This is a genomic window from Micromonospora sp. M61, from assembly GCF_018070245.1.
Taxonomy (GTDB): Bacteria; Actinomycetota; Actinomycetes; order Mycobacteriales; family Micromonosporaceae; genus Micromonospora; species Micromonospora zamorensis.
The window spans coordinates 30,940-49,515 of record NZ_JAGPYA010000012.1 but is presented as its reverse complement, the minus strand read 5'-3'; the positions used below and the strand labels follow the sequence as shown (position 1 = coordinate 49,515).

The window sequence follows — 18,576 nt, the reverse complement described above, 5'->3', positions numbered from 1 at the left end:
GCGGGCTCACGACGGGACCGTCGTACGTTGAGCGGGCACGCCGGAGCGGTTGACGGCGGCGTGGTCGGTGCCGAGGTAGGAGCGGACCACGTCGGGGTGGGCGCGGACCTCCTGCGGGGTGCCGTCGGCGATGACCCGGCCGCCGTCCATCGCGACCAGGCGGTCGGCGAGCCGGGCGAGCAGCGGCAGGTCGTGCTCGATGATGACCATGGTGACCCCGAGTTCGTCGTGGATCCGGCGCAGCACCTCGCCCAGCGCGACGCCGTCGGTCTGGGACACTCCTGATGAGGGCTCGTCGAGCAGCAGCAGCGCTGGCTCCAGCGCCAGCAGGCAGGTGATCTCGACGATCCGGCGGGTGCCGGTGGACAGTTCCCCGACCAACCGATCGGCGAGCGGGGCCAGGCCCATCAGCGTGACGAGTTCCTCGGCCCGGTGGCGTTTGGCCTGGTCCGGCCCGGTAGCACCAAGAGCCGCGGCGACGAGGCTGGTCGGTGCGGTGCGTTCACCGGCCACCATGACGGTCTCCAGCACGGTCATGGTGGCGAAGAGCCGGGCGTCCTGGAACGAGCGCACCAGCCCGAGACCGGCCCGCCGCTGCGGCGACAGCCCGGTGACCGGGCGGCCGGCGAACAGGACCGCGCCCCGGTCGGGGCGGGTGAAGCCGGCGATGATTTCGAACAGGGTGGTCTTGCCGGCGCCGTTCGGGCCGATGATGCCGACCACCTCGCCGGCGGCGACGTCCAGGCTGGCCCCGGCGACGGCCCGCACGCCGCCGAAGGAGCGGGCCACCTCCCGCACCGAGAGCAGCGGCTCGCCGGTCGCCGCCGGTCGCAGCGGGACGGTGCGCGGCGGCAGCGTGATCGGGCCACCGGAGCCGGCGGCCTGCGCCGGCCCGCCCATCTCCTCGGTGGCGGACGGCGTCGGTGCGTCGCGGCCCCGGGCGATCAGCGCGGCGATCCGGTCACGCAGCCACAGCACCGGCCCGCCGAGTCCGGCCGGCAGCGCGATCACCACGACCAGCCAGACCAGGGTCAGCGCGGCCTGGCCGATGATGTCCAGTTCCAGGAATCCGGGTACGCCGACGATCAGGAACGCCCCGAGCAGCGGGCCCCCCAGCAGCGTGATCCCGCCGACCACCACTGTGGCGACGACGTCGATGCTGGCCGACGCCGGGAACGTGTTCACGGTGAGCTGGCTCTGCCCGTGGCCGATCACCGCCCCGCCGAGACCGGCGAGCGCGCCCGCGACCGCGTACGCCTGCAGGACCCGCACCGGCACCGCGACGGTGAACGCGCGGGCGGCGTCGGCGTTGTCGCGCAGCGCCACCAGGATCCGCCCGAAGGCACCGGCGCGCAGGTTGGCGGTGACCCACAGGCCCAGCAGCAGCACCACCAGCGCGAACAGGTAGTAGTCGGTGGCCAGGTCGAAGGTGTGGCCGAGGATGCGCGGCTTGGGCACCTGCGCGCCATCGCCGAGCAGCCAACCCTGCCGCAGCAGGAACGTGCTGGTGGCCAGCGCGAAGGCGAGCGTGGTGACGGCGAGGGCGAGCCCGCGCAGGCGCAGCGCCGGCACGCCGACCGCGACTGCGGCCAGCGCCGCCGCCGCGCAGCCGGCGAGGATCCCCAGGAACAGGTTGCCGGTCCGCACGGAGACCTGCACCGACACCGCGGCGCCGATGCCGGCGAACGCGAACTGGCCCAGGGACAGCTCGCCGGCCACACCGGTGACCAGCCCGATCGACAGGCCGACCAGGGTGAAGCCGATGATGGCGATGAGCACCGAGGCGGTCTCATTGCTGATCACGAAGGCCAGCACGGCGGCGACGGCGAAGCCCACCCCGGCGACGACCCGGCCCAGGTTGCGCAGCAGCCAGATCCGCTGGTAGGCGGCGGGCAGCGGCGGCGCACCGATCCGGCCCCAGCCGCCGTCCTCGCCGTCGCGGCGCGCGCGGACCGGCTGGGCCAGCAGCGCGACCAGGATGACCGCGACCAGGGCCAGCTCGACGAGGCCGCCGCTGGACTGACCGGACAGCAGGATCTGCTCGCCCACCCCGATGCCCAGCGAGGCGCCGAACGCGATCGGGACGGAGGAGAACCGGGCGATCACCGCGCCGGCGAGGCCCCGCACCAGCAGGGCCGGGCCGAGCGACTCAATCGACTGGGTGCCCTGGGTCGGCGCCATGAGGATCGCCGAGAAGGCGGCCACGGCACCGGCGATCGACCAGGCGAGGGTCGCCATCCGGGCCGCGGTGACGCCGTTGAGGGTGGCCGCGTCGGGGGCGTCGGCGGCGGCCCGGATCGCCAGCCCGAACCGGCTGCGCTTGAGAAACATGGCGAGCCCGACCAGCAGCACCGGAGTGAGCAGCAGCATCGCGGTGAACGCCGGGCCGACCGGGGTGTTGCCGATGGTGAACGACGGCATGCCGGGCGGCGCCGGGAACGCCGGGCCGCTGGCCCCCGAGCTGTTCACCAGCAGGGCGAGCACGAGCACGAACTGGGACAGCCCGAGGGTGGCGATCATGCCGATCACCCGGGGCCGGTGCCGCAGCCGGCGGACCACACTCAGCTCGATCGCGCCGGAGACCGCGGCGGCGGCGAGCATCCCGACCGGCAGGGCGAGCCAGTACGGCAGCACCCCGTCACCGACCAGCCGGCCGAGCACGGCGGCGCCGAACACCCCGACCGCGCCGTGTGCGAAGTTGACGAACCGGCTGGACCGGTAGACCAGCACCAGCCCGACCGCCAGCAGCCCGTACGTGAGGCCGGTGAACAGGCCCAGCACGATGCGGTCCGGGCCGACGTCGAAACCGCCGATCATCGGATCACCGCCCCGTCCACCGGGGTGGTCTTCGTCGTGGGCGCGTCCTGCGCCTGGGGCGCGGGCTCCGTGTCCTGCGCCTGGGGCGCGGGCTCGGTGTCCTCGGCCGGCGCGTGGCCGCCGAGCATCAGGGCCCGGACCAGGTCCGGCTGACCGGCCAGCTCGCCCGCGGTGTGCTCGGCGACCATCGCACCCTTCTCCATGAAGTAGATCCGGTCGGCCAGCGACAGCGCCACATTGACGGACTGCTCCACCACCAGCACCGAGGTGCCCAGCGCGTTGAGTCGGCGCAGCATCTCCAGCAGGCCGCCGACGACGACCGGTGCCAGGCCGAGCGACAACTCGTCGACCAGCAGCATCCGGGGGCGCTGGATCAGCGTCTTGGCGAGCACGAGCAGTTGCCGCTCACCGCCAGACAGGGTGGCGGCGACCTGGTCGCGCCGCTCGTAGAGGCGGGGAAAGACGGCGAACGACGCGTCGACCCCCCGGTGCACCGCGTCGCTGCGCCGGCCCAGCGCGTAGCCGTGCATGCGCAGGTTCTCGGTGACGGTGAGCGAGCCGAACACCGCCTGACCGACCACGGTGGACAGACCGAGCTCGATCCGGCGGGGCGCGGTCAGCGCGGTCACGTCGACCCCGCCGAGCCGGACCACCCCGGCGGCGGGGCGGTGCAGGCCGGAGAGCACCCGCAGGAACGTGGTCTTGCCGACCCCGTTCGGGCCGCAGATCGCCACCATCTCGCCGTCGCCGACGCGTACTGCCGCGTCGTAGAGCACCTGGACCGGACCGTACGCCGCGTCGATGCCGGAGCAGGAGAGAGCGGCCGGACGTGCGCCGCTGTGCCGTAGCCGGGCGACCTCCGCCTCGTCGGCGAGCACCCGGGCCAACCGTTCGGCGTCGGCGGCGGCGGTGCGCCGGAGCCGTCGGGCGTAGCCGGCGCCGACCAGCGCCGCCGCCGCGGCCACCGCCAACGCCGGACCGGCGCCGTACCGGGTGTTGAGCAGGGCGAGCAGGCCGGCGCCGCCCAGGCCACCGGCCAGGGACAGCACCGATGTCGCCGCCACGAACGCGGGGCCGGCGTCGGGGTGGAGCACCTCGGCGGCGATGCGTTCGCCCGAGACGGCGAGCGCGACCAGCGCACCGACGGCGACGGCCAGGCCGGATGCGAACAGCACGACGCCGACCGTGGCCCCGACGGACAGGGCACCGGCGGCGACGAGCAACCCGGCCGGGGCTGCGGCGACGGCGAGGCGCAGCGCCGGCTCCCCGCGCAGGAGCACCGCAAGCGCGGCCCCGGCGAGCAGCGCGTCGCCGATGACTCCGACGGCGCCGCGCGGACCGAGGCCGAACCCGGTGCGCAGCACGTCGACGGCGAAGATCAGCGCGCCGGGCACGATCATGCCGAGGCCGGCCTGGGCCAGCACGGCGGTACGCGCGGTGGGTGGGCGGGTGGCGTTGTCGAACAGGGTGCGTAGCGCCGGTGGCCAGCCGGCATCGCCCGGCAGTTGCTCGGCGGTCGCCCCGGCCAGCATGCCGAGCGCCGCGAGGACGCCCGCCGCCGACCAGTGGTACCCGGATCCGCCGCCGGTGCCGCTGGCGAGCAGCGCGGCCAGGCCGAGCCCGTTCAGCAGCCCCACGTGCCAGTACCGCAGGGCGGCCGTCGTGGCGGCGATCGCGCGGCCGGACACCACCAGGACCGCCCAGGGCAGCCCGAGCGCGGTGAGCGCGAACAGCCCCGGCACCGGGGCGGCGACGTTGACCACCAGCAGCAGTGCGGCGCCCAGCCCGGCGCCGGCGAGCAGCGCGGCGCGTACCGAATGGCGGTGCGGTACCCGCTGCACGACCGCGACGGTCGCGGCCGCGCCGACCACCGCGGCGGCGATCACCGCGGCCAGCACGCTGGTCAGGTCGACATCGAGACCCCGGGCGAGTCCCGCGGCGCCGAGCAGCGGCACCCCGGTCAGCAAGCCGCTGGCCGTACCCGCTCCCCAGCCCGCGCTGCGGGAACGCCATGCCCTCGCACCGTCGCGGGCGGTGCCCGGCGGGACGCCCCGGCGGGTGTTGTCATCGGGTCGCAAAGGACACGTCCTCCCCGCGGTAGGTGAAGCAGGCGCAGCTGCTGTCGTAGCCGAACGCCCGGTAGCCGTTCGAGGCGGCGAACCGGTCCGGGCCGAGCCGCCCGGAGAATCCGGTCGCCGGCTGGAACTGCGTGTCGAGCCTGCCCACGGCCGCGAGCCACCGGTGCGCGTTGAGGTCCGCGCCGAGGTCCTTCGCGCCGGTCTGCAGCAGCAGGACCGCGTCGCAGTACGGGAGGGCCACGCGGGCGTTCTCGCGGGTGCCGAACGACTCCCCCGCTGCGGCGAAGATGCCCAGGCACGCTCGTTCGGGGTCGGTGGCGGGGAAGGCGTACTCCCGGTCGGCGACGTCCTGGCTGGGGTTGAAGCCGATGCCCACCGCCCCGGTCAGTGCCTCGCGCGGAATGATGTCCGGGTTGCCGATCAGGAAGCTGGGATTGTCGTAGCTGGAGATGCCGTACCGGGCGGTGAAGCCCTGGGCGGACGCGGAGGTGAGGAAGAAGGAGGCCAGCCGGGTCCCGCCGAGGAAGAAGACCCGCTCGACGCGCTTGGCCCGCAGGTCGACGGCGGCCTGGTTGAGCCCCGTGTTGAGGGTGCCCAGGTCGGTGGAGTCGATCCAGGCCACGGTCGGGGTGATCTCCCGCTGCTTCAGGTACGGCACCACGTGCTGCTCGTACATCGCGCGGTTGGCCGGTGCGTCGACCGCGACGATGCCCGCCTGCCGAGCACCGTCGAAGAAGCCCTGCGCGGCCAGCGCCGGCAGGTACGCGCGCACGAAGTCGTCGTACGCGGGATAGGCCGGGGCGAACAGGTACGGGGCGAGGCGCTCGTTCGTCGCCTGGTCGATGGTGATCAGGGTGGCGTCGAGCACCAGGGTGTGCCGCTGTGCGTAGCAGGGGCGGGCGTTGGCCTGCAACTGGCCGGTGAGCACGACCGCGAACGCGCGGTCGTCCTGGGTGATCTGGTTGCAGAGCTTCTCCTCGGCGGCCGGTGAGTCGTCGCTCGCCTCGTAGTTGCGGAAGACCGCTCGCATCCGCCGGCCGGCGATGCCGCCGTTGGCGTTGACGTGGCTTTCCAGCGCCCGCATCTGGCGTACCGGGTCGCCGGCCGAGGCGGTGTTGAACCCGGTCAGGTTCGCCGTCCTGGTCAGGTCGGTGCCGACGAACACGACGGTTACCGCGTCGGCGGTGACGCCAGGCCCGACGCCGGTGCCGTCGGCGCCGCCCACGCCGGGCAGCACCGCGCCGCAGCCGACGAAGGCGAGCAGCGCGGCGACGGTGGCGACGGCCGCCCGTACCGTCAGGGCCCGGTCCCAGCCGGTGGTGTGGGTGCCAGGATCGCGGCTCATCGAGGGCTCCCGAGGTAGGTGTCGAGCGCGGCCAGATCGATCACGGCGGCGGCGCTCTGGTTGCCGGCGCGTGCTCCGGCCGGCGTGGCCGCGCCTGGGCGGGCGGCGAGCACCGCGTCGAGGGCGGTGAGGTCGATGACCGCCGTGCCGGCGGCCTCGGTGCCGGATCCGTTCGGCAGCCCGGTGTCGCCGAGCAGGTCCCGCAGCGCGGCGACGCTCAGGTGGGCGTTGGCCCGTCGACGTAGCCGGCCGGCGCCGGGAGCGTCGTCGAAGACGAGGTACGCCCCGAGTGAGCCGACCCGCACGACGGACGGCAGCAGCGTGCCGGTCGGTGCGGCGGCCATCGCGGGCAGCGGCGGGCGGTCGCGGCGGTTGGCGATGCGGCGGGCGATGCCCACGATGATCAGCGTCCCGCCGAGCAGGTGCACCAGGAACAGGCCCCATGGGTACGTCCGGAGCGTCGTCTCGGCCGGGCCGAACCCGCCCAGGTCGGCCTGCACGGTGTACCGGCCGAACGCGGCGAACGGGGTGGTGACGGGTATCCGGTAGGTGCGTGTCTCGCCCGGCCGGATGCTGCCGGTGCCGGGCGTGCTGACCCGGTCGCCGCCGCCGTCCCGGCCGATCCGGACGTTGAGGGGCGGGTTGGGCAGCGGGTGCGGCCCGGGGTTGTGCACTGTGTAGACGAGGGTCCGGGTCGCGGCGGCGCCGAAGAGGCTCCGCCAGCCCGGTCGGCCGGCGATCCTCGCCTCGACCAGGTCGAGGCGGACCGGGGCGGCCGAGACGGTGGGGGTCTCCCCCATGGTGTGCCCGGTGAGTTCCAGCGGCGCGTCGACCTGGCCGCGCGCGGTGCCGCCGACGAGCGTGGCGTGCACGACGCACGGGCAGGGCACCGGCGGGGTGCCGAGCACGAGTTGCACCGCGAAGGTGCCGTCCGGGCGCACCGGAACAGCCAGGGCGGCACGTGTGTCGCAGGAGGCCGAACCGCCGATGGCGAGTTGCCCGCAGGTGACGAGCTGGACCAGTGTGCCGCCGGGCCAGCCGGTGCCGTTCACCCCGAGCCGGTCGCCCGGTGCCGCCGCCGGGGCGGCGAGGGTCAGTCCCTCGGCTGCCCACGCCGGCCCGGTGGGCAGTGCCAGCCCGATGACCAGCCCGCACACGACGGCGGTCAGGGTGCGTCCGATCCTCGTCATCCGACCTCCGCGTGCGCGCGGACGCGTGAGACGCCCCGAGGGCGGGCCACCTGGGCGCGGCGGCGCCTGCGCCAGGCCACGACTGCGGCGGCGATCAGCGCGGCGAGTGCGGCGACGCCGGTCCAGGAGACGACGACGGTACGGGTGGTCCGCACCGTGAGCACGCCGCCGTCGGCCTTCGCCGTCACGGTGGCGGTGACGACGTCGACCGGCCACAGCCCGGTGAACCGGGTACGCATCCGCGACTCGGCGCCCGGGACCAGGTCGAGCTGTGGGGTGGCGCCACGCTGGTGGATCCGGTGGCCGAACATGCCGGAGGCGGTGACCGTGATGGTGGGGGCGAGGCGCAGGTTGCCGGTGTTGGCCAGGGTGTATTCCAGGGCACCGTCGACCGGCGTGGGCAGCCAGGGCGTCGGGTGCGTCAGGTCCAGGTCGGCGAGGTTGAGCCCGGGCATCTCCGGCCCGGCCACCCGCAGGTAGACGCGGGCGCCGACGGCCCGCTGCACCGCGACGGCGACGCCGTTCTGCTCGCTCCGACCGCCCGGAACGGACTCCATCGCGACGATGCCGCCGATGTGGTCGCCGGGGCTGGCGTTCGTCGGGATGGTGATGGTGAACGGGATGTCGGCCTGCGCCTTGGGCGGGAGCACCACGGTGCCGGCGCCGACCACCGTCCACACCCCGATGTCCGACTGCTTCTCGGTGAGCTGGCGCAGCGCGAATCCGCCGTCGCGGGCGGTGTTGTAGGCGTCAGCGCCGTACACGGTGAAGGTGCGCTCGGTGTCGGTGCGGTTGATCACCCGCACGGAGTCGGTGAGGGTCCGGCCGGCGGGTGACTCAAGGAAGAAGTAGAGCCGGGGGGTGGGCCCGGCGTTGGCCGGCGGGGTGGGCACGACGGCCCACTCGCCGTTGTCCGCAGCGGCGGCCGGCCTGATCGGGACGACGGTCAGCGTGACAGCGGCGACTGCGACGGCGAGGGCTGCCGCACCGGTGCGGAGGCGGCGTGGCCAGAGGGGGTGACGCACGCGGTTCCACCCTTCGACTGGTCGGTGTGGGGGCGGCCGGCTCGCACCGACCGCCCTCACCTCGATGCGGTCCTCAGCTCAGGGTGAGCGTGAGGGTCGCGGCGTAGGTACCGGCGAGCTGGTTCGCCGGCACGGAGAGGGTCAGCCCGGCTGAGGCGTCGAAGCTGCCGCCCGTACCGGTGGCGCTGGTCGGTGCGGAGCAGAGCGTCGCCGCGTCGACCGTGCCCGGGGTGCCGGCCACCGCGGTGACCGCGTTGGTCGCGCCCGCGGTGTCGACGCAGGCCGGCGTCCAGGACAGGTTGCTCTTGGCGATGGTTCCGCCCGGGGTGCCGGTGAAGTCGGTGACCGTGCCGACGAGGCTCCACCCGAAGGTGCTGCCCCGGTGGTCGGTAACCGTGACGGTCGAGAGGTTGCCCGTCGCCGTCTGCACGCTGCCGCCGACGGTGACGCCGGAGAACGGGATGTTGCCGGTGCCGGCGGCGCGAGCCATCGACAGGTTTCCGGCGGTCACGGTCTCCGACAGGTTGTACGACAGGGTGCAGTTGCCGGTCGTGGCCGAGCCGGTCTTGGCGGTGCACGAGTCAGCCGACCCGGTCCACGCGGAGATCGCGAACAGGGCGCCGGACTGCGCGCCGATGTACGCGGTGGCACTGTCCGTGACGGTGAAGGTGGCGTTGATCCCACCGGTGGCGCCGGCCGTGGCCGTCGTTGCCGGGTCGCTCGTCGCGGGCGGCGGCGGGGCGCCGGTGAGCGCCTTGTAACCACCGATCGTGACTGTGCTGCCCGGGTTCCAGTTGGTGCCGGTGACCGTCACCACGGTGCCGGAGCCGCCACCGCTGGGGGTGATCGCGATGCCCGGCGCGCCGAGAATCGTGATCGGGACGGAAACCGTGTTGGTCCCGTCCGAGACCGCCACGGTACGTGCTCCCGTGGTGGCGCCGCTGGGCACCGTGAGCGTGCCGGTGCCGACGCCGGCAGCGTCGGTCGTGCCCGTGCCGGAGCCTTCGGCCGTTCCGGTGCCGTCGGCCGCGCGCAGTGTTGCGGTCAGTGCGGTGGACGGCGCGAGACCGGTCACCGCGTAGTTGATGACGTTGCCGGCCCGGGCAGCCCCGGTCACGGTCTGGCCGGTCACCGAGGTGACCGAGACCGTGCCGCCGAAGACGGTGAAGCTCTCCACGATGGAGGTCGGGACCGGCGCTGCCTTGTGGTCCCGGTCGCCAGCGGCGGAGCAGTACGTCTTGGCGATCGGGTTGTTGAGGATCACCCGGTTGACGGTGAGCGTCGCGGCTCCGGTCGCTCCGGCCACATAGGTGCCGGTGGCGGTGATCGGGCCGGTGGGGGTGTTGCCGGGGACAGGACCGGCGGGGTAGTTGGTCTGCTGGAGGGTGACCGGGCCGCTCTGCGAGCCACCCAGCGCCGCCTCCACGACGATCGGCACGTCACCGGGGTTGATCGCGACCGGGCCGTTGTTCGGACCGGCCGCAGCGGTGAAGGTCACCGTCACGGTCTGACCCGGGCTCGGCGTCGCCGGCGTCTGAGTGAGCCCGAACGAGTCGGCCCAGTTCGTCGGCGAGCTGCCGGTACCGGCGTCGTTGAAGTACAGCCGGCATCCCAGGTTGCCCGGGGTGGGGCCGTACGCCTGCGCGGGGGACACGCAGACCGCGGTCGCGGCGGCGGCCAACGCCGCTACGCCCACCGCTGTTGCCGTAGTTCTGAGCAATCCCATTGCGGTCCCGCTCTCCTTCCTGTGGGGAACGGTGCACCCCTGGCTGCCGTTTCGCTGGTGGAAACAGCAGTTTCCAAAATTGGATAGGTTCATAAAGGCAGCCGGCCGACCCTCCTGTCAATAGCCGGACAGGCGATTTGACTCCGGCCGACGTGATCGATTTCCCGGGCCAGCGCAGCGCCGACGGGCGGGTTCGGCGGCACGGCCTTGGCAGGGGGCCCGAGATGGGGCAGAGTGTGGAAACGGCGTTTCCATGAGGAGGTCCAGGTGCGTTACGTGATCATCGGGTGCGGCAACGTCGGCATGGAGCTGGCCCGTCGTTGGGTCTCGGCCGGCCACCAGGTGATCGGCACGACCACCTCCCCCGACCGGGTGCCCGAGCTGGCCCCCGTCTGCACCGAGGTGGCGGTCCTCCGTGGCAGCGATCGTCCCGCCGTCGAGCGGGTCACTCACGACGCCGACGCGGTCGTGCTCACCGTGAGCCCGCGCATCGCCCGAGCCTTCGACGCCGACCAGCGCATCGCCGAGTACGCCGACACGCTCACCGCGTCCGCGCGCACCGCCGCCACCGTGCATCCCCGGGTGGTCTTCACCAGTTCGGTGTCGGTCTACGGTGCCGGCCATGGCGCGCTGGTCGACGAGGCAACCCCGGTCACCGACGACCCGGACGCCTCCCCCCGCAACTTCGCCGCCGCCGAGGCCGCCGTGCTGGCCGCCCCGCGCGGTGCCGCGCTGCGGATCCCCGACGTGTACGGGCATCCGCGCGACCTCGACTATCCGACCCGGGTGAAGCTGGCCCACGAGATGCTCGGCGGCAGCGTGCCGTTCTCGGCCGAGGCCCTGCACTACCGCATCGACTACCGCGACGCCGCCGCCGCGCTCGACTTCGTGGTGACCCGCGACCTCACGGGCGTGTTCAACGCGGTACCGGACGCGGTCGTGCCGCAGACCAACCAGGCCGTCCTCGACGAGCTCTGCGCCGCCGGGGGCTGGCCCGCGCTGACCTACCGGGGTGAGATCAGAACCCCTTTCGTGCCGATCAGCTCCGGCAAGCTGCGCGCGGAGGGCTTCGCCTTCGCACACTGACTCGGCCCGGAAGCTCTGTCCGTTCTGGACGGGCCGGCCGATACCGGCTCAGCCGGAGGTCCCCGCAAGCCGACGCCCGACCAGCCGACCGAAGGCCATGGCCGGCGTCAGGCACATGCCGGAGCAGAACGCGTTGCCATTGACAGCGGCGGAGCCGATCACCTCACCGACGGCGTACAGACCGGGGATCGTCGTGCCGTCCGCACGGCGGACCCGCAGCAGCTCGTCCACGTCCAGGCCGGCGAACGTGATCAGGGTGACCGGATGGTTCTCCAGCGCGTAGAACGGCGGCTCGACGATCGGCGCCGGCAGGTACGTTCGGCCGAAGTCGGCATCCCGGCCGTCGGCGACGAAACCGTTGTAGCGCGCCACCGTGGCCGACAGCCCCGCCGGGTCGATGCCGGCCAGCCCGGCGAGCTCCGCCAGCCCGGACGCCCGGTGCACGCCGCGGCGCCGGCCGCACTGGGCGTCCAGCTCGGCCGCGCTCCAGCCGTGCACCATCGGGTACGACTCGCGTAGGGCATGGGCGTCGAAGACCGTCCAGAAGGTCATCCGGTCGACAGTGGTCAGCACCCGCTCCTTGTGGTCGATGCTGGGCTCATCCTCGGCGATCCAACGACTTCCGGCGCGGTCGACGTAGATCTCCCAGGGCGGCCGCTCCGGCGCCACCAGGTGCGGTCGGTGCGCCCAGTCGACCCGAAGGTCGCCGTCGACCGGGGGCAGCCCGCCGAAGGTGGGGATGTAGCGGCCCAGGCCCTGCAGGCCGGCGCCGACCGACCGGCCCATGAGCAGGCCGTCGCCGGTCGAGGTGGGTGCCGCCGAGGTGGTCAGCGGCGCGCCCTCCAGCTCGGCGAACAGCTCCGGCGCGTACCCGAATCCGCCGGTGGCGAGCACGACGGCGGGTGCCCGCCACCGCGCGCCGTCGGCGGTGGCCACCCCGACCACAGCGCCGCCCTCGGTCAGCAGCTCGGTGACGCGCACCTCGCAGCGCAGATCGATGCGGCCGGCGGCCCGATGCGCGTCGAGCATCGGGCGCAGCACGGCCAGAATGGCCGGACCGCCAGGGACGGTGGTGGCGTGGACGGTCCGCGGCGTGCGGTACGGCTCGTGCCCGTACACGATGCGGGGCGTACCCGGATCGACGGTGAACCCGGCGGCGAGCAGCCACTCCAGCACCGCCGGCTGTTCGCGCAGCGTCAGCCGGGTCAGGTCGGCCCGGGCGGCGCCCCGGCTGATCCGCCAGACGTCGTCGAAGTGCCGCTCGGGGTCGTCGCTGATGCCCCGCTCATGCTGCAGCGAGAAGCCGCCGGCGGACAGGTGCCCACCGGAATACGGCAGGGCGCCCCCGACGTCCGGCGCCTTCTCCAACAGCAGCACGGTGCCGCCCGCGTCGGCGGCGGCGATGGCACAGGCCAGGCCACCCGGCCCTGCGCCCACAACGATCATGGTCGGCACACCCACCTCCGGCACTCCCGTTGCGTTTCCCTGGAAGTGACAGTGTTTCCATAAGATCGGACGCCGTCAAACGTCCTGCGGGGGTGCGGCTGGGGTTTTCAGCCCACCGGGTGGTTGGGGATCCTCGATCGCACGGCCAGGCCGTACAGGCAGGCCAGCCCGGCCAGGATGCCGAACAGGACGAACGGGCCGGCGGGGCGCCAGTTGTCGTACAGGGTGCCACCGGCGGCGAACGCGATCATGATGCCGATGCCGCCGCTGAGCGCGAACGTGCCGATGACCGAGCCCCGGGTACGGCTGGGAGCCTGTTCGGCGATCAGCACCTGACTGGAGATGACGGCGCTGACCTGGCCGAGGCCGATCAGCGCGGCGACGGCGTAGCCGAGCGGGCTGAACGGGTCCCCGACGAAGATCGTGGCGGTGTAGCCGAGGGCGGCGGTCCCCAGGGAGATCAGCACCGCGTCGGTGCGGGACAGCCGGTCGGCGATGATGCCGATGGCCGGTGCCCCGATCAACGCGATGCCGTTGGCCACTCCCAGCAACAGACCTGCCTTGGCCAGCGCCTCGGCCTCGCTGAGCCCGAGGTGCTGGGTGCCGTACTGCTGTGCCCAGAGGGTGAGGTAGGCACCGACGAGCGCCAGGTCAGCTCGGGCGACGAAGGCGCTGAGGTAGGCGAAGGAGACGCCGGGGCGCCGGATCTCGGCGACGCCCTCGCGCAGCAGCCTCGGGATCGGGATGTGCTCGGAGTGCGTTGTCGCCAGCCCGCCCCGGAGGGTGAGCCGCATCAGGATCGCGGTGAGCAGGGCCAGCCCGCCGACGATGAGGTAGGTCGCCCGCAGGGCGGCGATCGTGTCCATCCCCATGCCCTCGAAGATGTCGGGCAGTTTGATCAGCACGAAGAACGTGACGAGCGCGCCGAGACCGTTGCAGAAGCCGAGGATGCCGTTGGCCCTGCCGCGGGTGGTGTCCTGGACGTAGTCGGCGACCACGGCCGTGAGCATCACGGTGACCATCGCCACGCCGACGGCGGCGACACCCCGGGCCAGGTAGTAGGGCAGGACCGAGCCGACGAACGGTGCCATGCCGACGCCGAGGCCAAGCAGAATGTAACCGCTGACCACGATCGGGCGCCGTCCGAGGCGGTCGGACCAGGCACCGGCCAGGCCGACCGCCGCGATCAGGACGATTTCACTGATCAGCCCAGCGGTGCCCACGATCGAACCCTGCTCCCCCTTGGGCACACCCAGGATGGAGGTGAGTAGCGCCGTCTGCGCGGCCGGGATGAACGTGAACGTCATGATCGACGTCAGCGCCAGCCAGTAGTACCCGCTGATGTTGGCCCGGGTCGTGCCCGGTGAGAGCTGGAGCGGGCCGAACGTGGTGGCCTGCTCGCCGACCTCCGGCGAGGCGGCGGTGTCTTCCTGGCTGCGATGCACGCTGGTCCCCTGCCCTGTGATGGCATGAATGGAAACGCTGTTTCCACACACTAGCGGGTCAGGGCCCGGACGGGATGGCGTCGGTGCGGCGCATTTCTCGCCGCCCGGTCCTCGCCGGTGCCGTCGACCCGCCCCCGGTTGCGCGACCGGCGGGCTCAGGAGGCCGACGACGACGCCGCAGGCGTTGTGCGAACGGACAGCGGGTCAACGCCGACCCTCTATTGCTACTCATCGATTCGTGGTAGAAATCTTTCGCACTGCCCGTTCCCAGGCAAGAATTTCTTCAGATGGAGGCAACGTGAGAGTCACTGCCGGGTGGCTGGCGAGTCTCATCCTTGCCGCAGCAATCGTGGCGCCCGCCGAGTCGATTGCTGTGGCCGCGACACCCACACAAGCATCGACCGCAGTGACCCCGCTGGCCACCGGCCCGCAACCCGGCACCTTCACCGGCAGGGGATTCGACACCTGCGCCGCTCCGTCACAGACCACGATGAACGCGTGGCGGGCCAGTTCGCCCTACGGCGCGGTCGGCATCTACATCAGCGGGGCGAGCCGCTCCTGTTCCCAGCCCAACCTCACCGCAAGCTGGGTGGCCAACCAGACCAGCAACGGATGGCGGCTGATCCCCATCGAACTGGGTTACCAGGCACCGTGCGGCACCCGCACACCGAAGATGTCCGCCGATCCCACCACCGCCCGGTCGCAAGGCGTCTCCGCGGCCAACAGCGCCGCGAATGCCGCCCAGGCACTGGGCATCGGCACTGCGAGCACCATCTACAACGACATCGAGCAGTACCCGTCGAACGCGTCGTGCCGGGCCGCCGTGCTGTCGTTCCTGTCCGGTTGGACCGAGCAGTTGCACGTACGGGGCTACCTCGCCGGCATGTACTCCAGCGGTTCGTCCGGCATCAAGGACGTCTGCGATGCATACGACAACCCGAGCTACACGCGACTCGACCAGATCTGGATCGCCTGGTGGAACGGGGTGGCTGACACCGATGCCGGAAGTTACTGCGCCGATGCCTACTACGCGAACCAGCAGCGCTTGCACCAGTACGCCGGGGAGGTCACCGAGACGTGGGGTGGCGTCACGATGAAGATCGACCGCAACTACCTCGACGTGAGGGTTACGCAGACCCCGCCGCCGCAGCAGTGGACCACGACCATCGACAACAGCGCCTCGGGCGGGTTCACCGCGAGCACTGCATGGGGCACGTCGGCCTACTCCGGCCAACGGTTCGGCACCGACTACCGGTTTACCAGTCCGGTGTCGTCCAGCGACGTCGCCTGGTTCCGGTCGACCATCCCGGCGACCGCAAGCTATGAGATCTCAGTCTGGTACCCGGCCGACGCGGGCTACAACAACCAGACGCCATACCTTGTGGAGACCACCACAGGCAGCAGGTCCGTCTCCGTCAATCAGCGGGTCAACGGCGGTAGGTGGGTCTCGCTCGGCGTGTTCACCCTGGCTGCGGGCACGGGCAACAAGGTCGGCGTGAGTCGCTGGACCAGCGGCACCGGACTCGTGGTCGCCGACGCGGTGCGGATCACCCGGGTCTGAACCCCCTCGCGTCGGCCAGGTTCCTGCCGATTCCCCGGGCACCGAAGTCGACCCCCTTGAGGGTCCGGGACGCGACGATCTCGGGGTGACCCGCCTCCGCAGTAGACAGGTTGGAGCCGGCGGTTCGTACCCGACAGGCTCACCGGAGAAAGGACCCGGGATCGGGGTCGCCGGAAAACCTCTCGATTCGAGCGACGGGATCGACCACAATGCCAGCGTGGAACGCGAGCGCCTGGTGAAGTTGAGCAAACGGATGTCGAAGGCACTCCGGCACGATCCCGACCGGGCCGGCCTGGTGCTCGATCCGGCCGGTTGGACTCCCGTCGACGCTCTGCTCGCCGCCCTACGGATCGAGCGGGCCGAGCTGGACGCGGTCGTCGCCGGCAACGACAAGCAGCGGTTCGCTGTCGAGCGCGGCACCGACGGGGTGCTGCGGATCCGGGCCAACCAGGGCCACTCAGTCCCGGTGGACCTCGGGCTACCCCCGGTCACCCCACCGGACCGGCTCTATCACGGCACCAGCGCCGGTGCGCTGGAGTCGATCCGGGCCACCGGCCTGCACCGCGGCGGCCGGCACCACGTCCATCTCTCCGCCGACACCGAGACCGCCCACCGGGTCGGCGCTCGACGCGCCGGTCGGGTCGTGATCCTCACCATCGACGCGGCGGCGATGGCCGCCGACGGGCACGTGTTCCACCGCAGCGCCAACGGCGTCTGGCTCACCAACGCGGTCCCTGCCAGCTATCTGCTCGACTGAGCCCTGGCCAGGCCCGCACCGCTGTTTCCGGCGAGGTGCGCGCGGCCTCGAACGGGATGGGGCACCAGACATCCGGCGCGGCGTTCAACGCGGGTTTCCAGCGCATCGTCCATCGGGTTTTGCCTGCTCCGGTGCGGTCCAGGGACCGGGTCCACAGATACAGACACTTCATCGCGGCCAGCTGCTCCTAGCCGCGTCCACACGGACCCCGACAGCCATCCCGGCGGACACCACCACCCCGACCTGTCACACCAACGCCGCCATCAGCCGCGTTGACTGCGCTACCGTCTGCGGCGGACCCCCGGGCTTCCCGCTGTCCACGCCGGCCGACGGGCGTGTACGTGGCCGGCGTGTAGCGACAGCGGAGCGCGCGCCCAGGCGGCGGCGCGTGCGGCCCGTTGCGGGCCGCCTTGAATGGACGTAAGGAAAGTCCTCCCACGTCGGCCGGCTGCCGGCCTACCTGCCCGATCTCACGGGTAGCGTTGGCCATCGGAGGCGATTGGGATCAGTCTGGCTGCTACGTCTTCGAAGTCGCCGAAGCCACTGACGGTTTGCAACAGGCCGTGGGTCCGGTAATAGGCGCGCAACGGCTCGATCTGCTCTTGGTGGTTCTCTTGTGAATGCGTGTACATGAGCAGGAGTTCCTGGCGTCGCTCGGCTTGCTGGGGGTCCAGTTCTATCCGTCGTTCTACCCGGCGGTGAACGGCGAGACGGAGTTGGTCCTCAGTCAGGACGAGTTCGATCACTGTGTCGGGGCCGTGACCGCTCTGCATCAGCAACTCGGCCTGACGGATCTTGCGAGGGAAGTTGTACAGCACCCAGCCACCGTCGACGTTGGCTAGGGCTTCAGCGACCACTCCGACCATCAGCTCATCCGGGACAAGATGTCCGGCCTGCATATACCCGTTCGCCTCTTCGCCCAGCGGAGTCTGCTGCTGCACGTGTTCGCGGAAGACGTTGCCTGCGCTGACGACCTGTAGGCCGGTGGCTGCCAGAGCCGACGCAGCGGAAGCCAGGTCGACTACCGGGCCGGCGATGAGGGCCACGTTGGGCATGTGCACTCCCTTGGGGACGCCGACGAGCCAAGCTATCAGCACAATTAGCACATCACGTCGTGCACGTCGACCAGGAATGGAACTACCAGATCACCGTCCTCGCCCCCGACTTCGAGACACTCCTGGTCGGCCTCGTCGACGAAACCGACTTTGACGGGGGCGATTGATCGCCCGGTCGGCACCTACCCCAGCGATCCTGAGTGCAGAGTCTGACCCGTCACTGACGCCTTCGGTCGCCGAAGAGGTCTTCAGCCTGAAGGGCCCGGTCAAGGCGCTCCCCGTGGGATCGGTGTCTCCGATGACGGAACTGCGGCGGACTCCCGCAAGCTCACCCGCAACGCTCCGGAAGTGCGCTGGGCGAGGACCATTGCTCGGCCAGTCTCGGATTGCGCAACAGGGCCATGGCGGTCTCGGCGGCGCCCAGGAACGCGTGTCCGAACATCGAGTGCACGTTATGCGCGCACAGGAACCCTTGTCATCCCCGCACGCGTCGGCGGGGAGCGGCTCCCCGTTGCGAGTGCGTGATCATCGGCAGATCAGGATGGCATTTTGCGGTGCCGGTCCGGCTGACCTTCACTTGCCAGCCGAGTGCGGCAGAAGCCGGATCGCCACTATGCGACGCCAAGGGTGGGGACACCGGTCCGAACCGCCTCGATGAAGTCATCAGGTGGCAGGTAGCGATGCTCTTCGACGTAGTGGCCGATCAGCGCCGGTGCAGCGAAGTTCGTCCCGTCCACTCCGGTGAGCCAGATCTCGCCGTTGCCACGCGCAACACCGGGAGCGTCGTAGAGCCGAATGTCGGCCCGAATCACGCGCGGAGGCTCGACCGCTGCCTCGCAGAACTGGCAGTGGTGGTACCCACGCATGAGCCGTACCGGTTTGGCGCCGAGGCTCACCAAGCGATCTCGAACGTCTCGCGGGCAGGCTCCTGGGGTAAAGGGCATGCGCGAGTCCAGCCAACCAATGGCAATGGCGTCCGGGGCGCCCGGGTAGTAGTCATAGGGCGCCAGGTCCGGGATGTACGTCACGCGTCGATCATCGCAGT

The 18,576-nt window shown here is 71.8% G+C and carries 13 protein-coding genes and 1 pseudogene; 4 read left to right on the top strand and 10 right to left on the bottom strand.

Features of this window, described 5'->3' with window-relative positions; genetic code table 11:
- Positions 1-6: 6 nt before the first annotated feature.
- The 6 genes from KBX34_RS09370 to KBX34_RS09345 all read right to left on the bottom strand — a co-directional run bounded on the left by KBX34_RS09370 (position 7) and on the right by KBX34_RS09345 (position 10,181).
- Positions 7-2,817: an ATP-binding cassette domain-containing protein gene (locus KBX34_RS09370; protein ID WP_210924471.1), complete on the bottom strand. Its 2,811-nt coding sequence runs from the start codon at positions 2,815-2,817 to the stop codon at positions 7-9.
- Positions 2,814-4,895, bottom strand: coding sequence for an ABC transporter ATP-binding protein (locus KBX34_RS09365; RefSeq protein WP_210924469.1), 2,082 nt, complete (start codon positions 4,893-4,895; stop codon positions 2,814-2,816). Before KBX34_RS09365 ends, KBX34_RS09370 begins: the two co-directional genes overlap by 4 nt.
- Positions 4,882-6,240 (bottom strand): hypothetical protein, encoded by a 1,359-nt coding sequence (locus KBX34_RS09360; RefSeq protein ID WP_210924467.1) that lies wholly within the window; start codon positions 6,238-6,240, stop codon positions 4,882-4,884. The genes KBX34_RS09365 and KBX34_RS09360 overlap by 14 nt, the downstream gene beginning before the upstream one ends.
- On the bottom strand, positions 6,237-7,430 hold the full coding sequence (locus tag KBX34_RS09355; RefSeq protein ID WP_210924465.1) for a hypothetical protein: 1,194 nt from the start codon (positions 7,428-7,430) through the stop codon (positions 6,237-6,239). Before KBX34_RS09355 ends, KBX34_RS09360 begins: the two co-directional genes overlap by 4 nt.
- Entirely contained in the window at positions 7,427-8,455 is a 1,029-nt protein-coding gene (locus KBX34_RS09350; RefSeq protein WP_210924463.1) for a WxL protein peptidoglycan domain-containing protein, read from the bottom strand. Before KBX34_RS09350 ends, KBX34_RS09355 begins: the two co-directional genes overlap by 4 nt.
- Positions 8,456-8,528: 73 nt before the next feature.
- Complete coding sequence (locus tag KBX34_RS09345; RefSeq protein WP_210924462.1) at positions 8,529-10,181, bottom strand: hypothetical protein; 1,653 nt, start codon at positions 10,179-10,181, stop codon at positions 8,529-8,531.
- 267 nt (positions 10,182-10,448) lie between these two features.
- Between KBX34_RS09345 and KBX34_RS09340 the strand changes: the two genes are divergently transcribed.
- Positions 10,449-11,267: an NAD(P)-binding domain-containing protein gene (locus tag KBX34_RS09340; protein WP_210924461.1), complete on the top strand. Its 819-nt coding sequence runs from the start codon at positions 10,449-10,451 to the stop codon at positions 11,265-11,267.
- A gap of 48 nt (positions 11,268-11,315) precedes the next feature.
- Here KBX34_RS09340 and KBX34_RS09335 read toward each other — a convergent pair whose 3' ends face one another.
- The gene (locus KBX34_RS09335) at positions 11,316-12,713 is read right to left on the bottom strand and encodes an FAD-dependent oxidoreductase (RefSeq protein ID WP_210924460.1); all 1,398 of its coding nucleotides are present in this window, start codon (positions 12,711-12,713) and stop codon (positions 11,316-11,318) included.
- Between the two features lie 107 nt (positions 12,714-12,820).
- On the bottom strand, positions 12,821-14,158 hold the full coding sequence (locus KBX34_RS09330; protein ID WP_210924459.1) for an MFS transporter: 1,338 nt from the start codon (positions 14,156-14,158) through the stop codon (positions 12,821-12,823).
- 298 nt (positions 14,159-14,456) lie between these two features.
- Here KBX34_RS09330 and KBX34_RS09325 point away from each other — a divergent pair, with 298 nt between their 5' ends.
- Positions 14,457-15,719: a glycoside hydrolase domain-containing protein gene (locus KBX34_RS09325; RefSeq protein WP_307871359.1), complete on the top strand. Its 1,263-nt coding sequence runs from the start codon at positions 14,457-14,459 to the stop codon at positions 15,717-15,719.
- A gap of 217 nt (positions 15,720-15,936) precedes the next feature.
- Positions 15,937-16,476: an RNA 2'-phosphotransferase gene (locus tag KBX34_RS09320; RefSeq protein ID WP_210924457.1), complete on the top strand. Its 540-nt coding sequence runs from the start codon at positions 15,937-15,939 to the stop codon at positions 16,474-16,476.
- 470 nt (positions 16,477-16,946) lie between these two features.
- On the opposite strand, the gene KBX34_RS09315 is transcribed toward KBX34_RS09320, so the two are convergent.
- Positions 16,947-17,531 (bottom strand): nucleoside monophosphate kinase, encoded by a 585-nt coding sequence (locus KBX34_RS09315; protein WP_210924456.1) that lies wholly within the window; start codon positions 17,529-17,531, stop codon positions 16,947-16,949.
- A 56-nt stretch (positions 17,532-17,587) separates the two neighbouring features.
- Here KBX34_RS09315 and KBX34_RS09310 point away from each other — a divergent pair.
- Positions 17,588-17,698: pseudogene (locus tag KBX34_RS09310) on the top strand (SMI1/KNR4 family protein); the annotation flags it as partial.
- Between the two features lie 444 nt (positions 17,699-18,142).
- Here the strand turns inward: KBX34_RS09310 and KBX34_RS09305 are convergent.
- Positions 18,143-18,559 (bottom strand): hypothetical protein, encoded by a 417-nt coding sequence (locus KBX34_RS09305; protein ID WP_210924454.1) that lies wholly within the window; start codon positions 18,557-18,559, stop codon positions 18,143-18,145.
- Positions 18,560-18,576: the final 17 nt, after the last annotated feature.

Coding starts and splice junctions, on each gene's coding strand:
- KBX34_RS09370 (WP_210924471.1), bottom strand. CDS start 2,817: ATGATCGGCGGTTTCGACGTCGGCCCGGACCGCATCGTGCTGGGCCTG.
- KBX34_RS09360 (WP_210924467.1), bottom strand. CDS start 6,240: ATGAGCCGCGATCCTGGCACCCACACCACCGGCTGGGACCGGGCCCTG.
- KBX34_RS09355 (WP_210924465.1), bottom strand. CDS start 7,430: ATGACGAGGATCGGACGCACCCTGACCGCCGTCGTGTGCGGGCTGGTC.
- KBX34_RS09345 (WP_210924462.1), bottom strand. CDS start 10,181: ATGGGATTGCTCAGAACTACGGCAACAGCGGTGGGCGTAGCGGCGTTG.
- KBX34_RS09335 (WP_210924460.1), bottom strand. CDS start 12,713: ATGATCGTTGTGGGCGCAGGGCCGGGTGGCCTGGCCTGTGCCATCGCC.
- KBX34_RS09315 (WP_210924456.1), bottom strand. CDS start 17,531: ATGCCCAACGTGGCCCTCATCGCCGGCCCGGTAGTCGACCTGGCTTCC.